Origin of the sequence: Micropruina sp., assembly GCF_027492755.1 — a bacterium.
Classification (GTDB): Bacteria; Actinomycetota; Actinomycetes; order Propionibacteriales; family Propionibacteriaceae; genus Micropruina.
Genome location: NZ_JAPUED010000231.1, coordinates 1,627 through 5,297 on the forward strand (window position 1 = coordinate 1,627; position 3,671 = coordinate 5,297).

General features: G+C 71.0%; 3 protein-coding genes. All 3 read right to left on the reverse strand.

The annotated features are described in order from the left end of the window. Nucleotides 1-356 (reverse strand): acyl-CoA thioesterase (locus tag Q0066_RS15760; RefSeq protein WP_366521539.1); only part of this gene is annotated, 356 nt, incomplete at its 3' end. Between the two features lie 251 nt (nucleotides 357-607). Then, nucleotides 608-2,344 carry a hypothetical protein gene (locus Q0066_RS15765; protein WP_298134722.1) on the reverse strand — a complete coding sequence of 579 codons (1,737 nt, stop codon included), beginning with the start codon at nucleotides 2,342-2,344 and terminating at the stop codon, nucleotides 608-610. Between the two features lies 1 nt (nucleotide 2,345). Next, on the reverse strand, nucleotides 2,346-3,671 hold a 1,326-nt coding region (locus Q0066_RS15770; protein WP_298134724.1), incomplete at its 5' end, for a hypothetical protein.

Consider the following 3,671-nt stretch of genomic DNA (forward strand, 5'->3'; position numbering starts at 1 on the left):
TCGAGATCGGTGACCGGCTCGAACTGCGGGACCGGCATCGCCTTGCCGTTCTCGTCCAGCGCGACCATCACGAAGTAGCAGCTGGTGGTGTGTCGCCGGACGCCGCTGAGGATGTCTTCGGCCTCGACCCGGATGCCGACCTCGATGGACGTCCGGCCGGTGTAGTTGACCGAGGCCAGAAAGGTGACCAGTTCGCCGACATGCACTGCTCTGCGAAACCACACGCCGTCGACGGCGGCGGTCACGCAGTAGTGCCGGGCGAACCGGCTGGCGCACGAGTAGGCGACCTGGTCGAGCACCTTGAGCAGATGCCCGCCATGCACGTTGCCGGCGAAGTTGGCCGTCTCCGGCGTCATCAGCACGGTCTGCGAGAGGGTACGGGGCGGGAGTTCGTCCGTCACGGGACAACTCTAGGACCGGCGGGCACCGACCGGAACTGGCGCCTGATGAGCGAGAGCGCACCATCGAGCCAGCGTGGACCGAAAAGAACCGTCCCCTGTCGTGCGAATCTCGCATGCCGGGGGACGGTTCTCTTTGGTTCGAAACTCGCACGTCGAAGAACCGTCCCCGGAGGTTCGAGATTCGCATGCGGAAGAACCGTCCCCCGTCATTCGATGAGGTAGTCGTAGCGGACGCCGCTGGGCGGGACGGTGGGGCTCACTTTGGTGCGGTGGGCGGCCCAGACGTGCAGGGTGCCGTCGATCCAGCGGGCGGCTTGGTAGCTGCGTTGGACGAGGAGGCCGCCGGTCGGCACTTCTTCCTCGGGGATGAGGAGGGCGCCGTCGGGGCCGCCGCCGAGGAGATCCGTGACGCTGTGCACGAGGCGGCGTCCGTCGATGTCGAGGACAGAGCCGCGGGCGAGGACCACCTGTTCAGTGGGGCCGGGACGGACCGGGATGAGGGGGATCCAGTGCGGCGGGGGACCCTGGGCGAGGTGGTAGTCGGGTGCCGGATCGGGATCGCCGGGCGGATCGGGTGGTCGCGTCGAGCTCAGCGGCAGACCGGTCTGCAGCGGCGACTCGATGGCCTGCTCGATCGCCCAGCCGAGGTTCGCCTGCTCGTCGCGGGCCAGCAGCACCTCTTCCACCACCGGTCCGACCAGGGGTTTCGCCAGTCGGGGCGCGACGTACAGCAGGTTGCGGATGGTTGCGCCCTCGGGTTCATTGGCGTCGAAAGGCATGGCGTGCTGGAACACGCTCCAGCCGCGGGCCGAGGTCGCGTTCGGGTCACCGACGTGCCGCAGCAGGGTCCGGACGCCGAACGTGTCGGTGACCACCAGCGACGACGTCCGCACCAGAGCGCCGACCGGCAGATCGACGCCGATCACGAACCAGTCGTTGCCGTAGCCGGAGAGGGTTTCGATGAGCAGCACCTGGGCCAGGTCGGTCTCCGCGGGCTGCAGCGCGGCCAGGTTGAGGTTGCCGTCCTCGAACTCCCAGAACCGGCGGGCGGGCAGTCCGGGCGCGGTGACCGGTGCGGGCATCACCGTCCGGACGACGGCGGGGCCGGCTTCGCTCGGCTTGGTGCCCAGGTTCACCTCGCCGTTGACGTCGAACTCGTACCAGTCGAGCACGTCGCTGTCGTAGCGGTGCGCGGTGAGTGTGGTCTCGTCGAACGGGCTGTCGCCCAGCCGGGCCGCCATGGACGCCGTGTGCTCGAACCGCGCCGGCTGCCAGCATTCAGCGGTTGAGTCCACGTCGTCGAACAGGTCGGCCACCAGGCGCAGCCAATCGGCGCAGGCGGCCCGCAGTTCGGCCACGTCGCCGGGGGCCACGGTTTCGTCGATCCGGGGTTGCGGACGGCCGGCCAGCTCGGCGCGCAACCGGCGTCCGTCCAGGCTTCGGCCACCGTGCAGGCGGGCGTAGCCGGCGGTGGCGGCGTCCGCGTCGGCCAGCACGTCGTCGCCGTAGAGAGGGACGGCGAACGCGCGCAACAGCGCCGGCGCGTAGTCGCGGGACACCGTCTGGCCGGCCAGCAGACGGAGGAACAGCCGTCCGGTATCCACGCCGAGCCGCAACCCGGCCAAGGTCGCGGACGCCGACGGCAACGGCGATCCCGCCTTCTCGATCAGCGTTTCCAGCGGGGCGGCCAGCGCGGCGAAAGTGGGTGCCTGCATGGCGGTGTTCGGCGGGATCGGGCCGGCGACGAATCGGGTCGGTTCCGCCGCGACGCCACGCCAGCGGGCCACCACCGGGGTGCCGCCGTCCTGACCGGCGAACTCGCCGAGCTGCCACTGCCGGGCCAGCAGCCACAACGGGTCGTGCACGGGCGCGGTCGCGCCGACCGTGACGTCCGGGCGCAACGGATCGGGTTCGAGGCGGGAGTAGCTGGTGATCGACGCCATCTCAGCCCCCTGCCGGATCGAACACGTGCGGGTTGGTCGACGGCACGTCCGCCTCGGTGTTGAAGGCGAGCACGGACGCCGGCAGGTACTGCCGGACCGCGCCGAGCGCTTCGGGCGGCACCGCGCGCAGGTGCGCCAGTTCGAGCGTCTCGATCAGCACCTGATTGAGACTGCCGACCGTCCACGGCTCGCCGGGCACCGGCGGCACAGCGAGCAGGATCGCCTGCGGCGCCATCGACTCGGGCGGGTCGTAGCGGAACGCCACACCGGTGGTCTGGGTGTCGGATGGCACCACCTCCGCCCATTCGTCGAGCAGCAGACCGGACAGGGTCCGCCCGGGCGCCAGCAGTTCACCGCCGATCAGCAGCAGCGAACTCGCACCGTCCACATAACTGCTTGCCGGCAGGGCATTCCAGGTATCACCGGGGGCGTACGGCAGCTGTGCCACCGTGAGTCGCAGCGGCTGCCCGCCGAACGCCTCGGCCTCACGCAGCGCGATCCCGGCACGGGCCAGCGGCTCCCGGACCCGTTCCATCCGGGTCAGCCAAACCTCAGCGGCCAACGGAGCGTTTCCGGTCAGCGCCGGATCGTCACGAGACGCCACCAACTGATCGATTCCGATCGGCACGAATCGGGGGACCGCCACGAACCCCGGTCCGAGCAGGGCGCGCGCCTCGGCCAGCAGTCCCTCGACATCGTCGGACGGCGCCGGCTGAAAGGCCAGGCGTCCCGCCAGATCGGCCCGTACCCGAGCGGCCGCGGCGTCCCAACCCGATTGTGCGGACGGCAGCCCGGCCTCACCGACGCCGAACGTCCAGGACGCCACGACCGCATCCCGCAGGTCGTCCTCGGAATCGGCGGCCAGGGCCGCGTCGAGGACGGCGACCACCTCGGTGACCCGTTGCCGAGCAGCGGCCACCCGGGCCCTCAACTCGACCACATCGGTGCCCCCGATCGGGTCGGCGTGCGGCGGTTGCAGGGCGGCGCCGTCCAGTGGTTTGGCGGCGGTGATCAGCGTCGCCAGTGACCCGCCGAGCTCGAGGAGCGCCAGCAGGTCGGCGTCCGGTAGGAGTTGCGCGGTCTCCACCACGGCACCGGACGCCAGAGCGGCCCGGGCGGCCAGTTCGCGCAACCCGCCCTCGGTGCTGGCCAGGTGGACGAAGTCGGACGCCGTGAGTTGCAGGTCGGTCCACGGCACCGCGGTCGAGGGTTCGCCGGCCAGTGTCACGGTGTGTCCGGTGGCAGGGCCGAGCATTGACCCTAGCCAGGCGTCCAGGGCCGGTTCGGCGGCGACGCGGGCGGAGATCCCGGGGCGGAGCCCGGGATG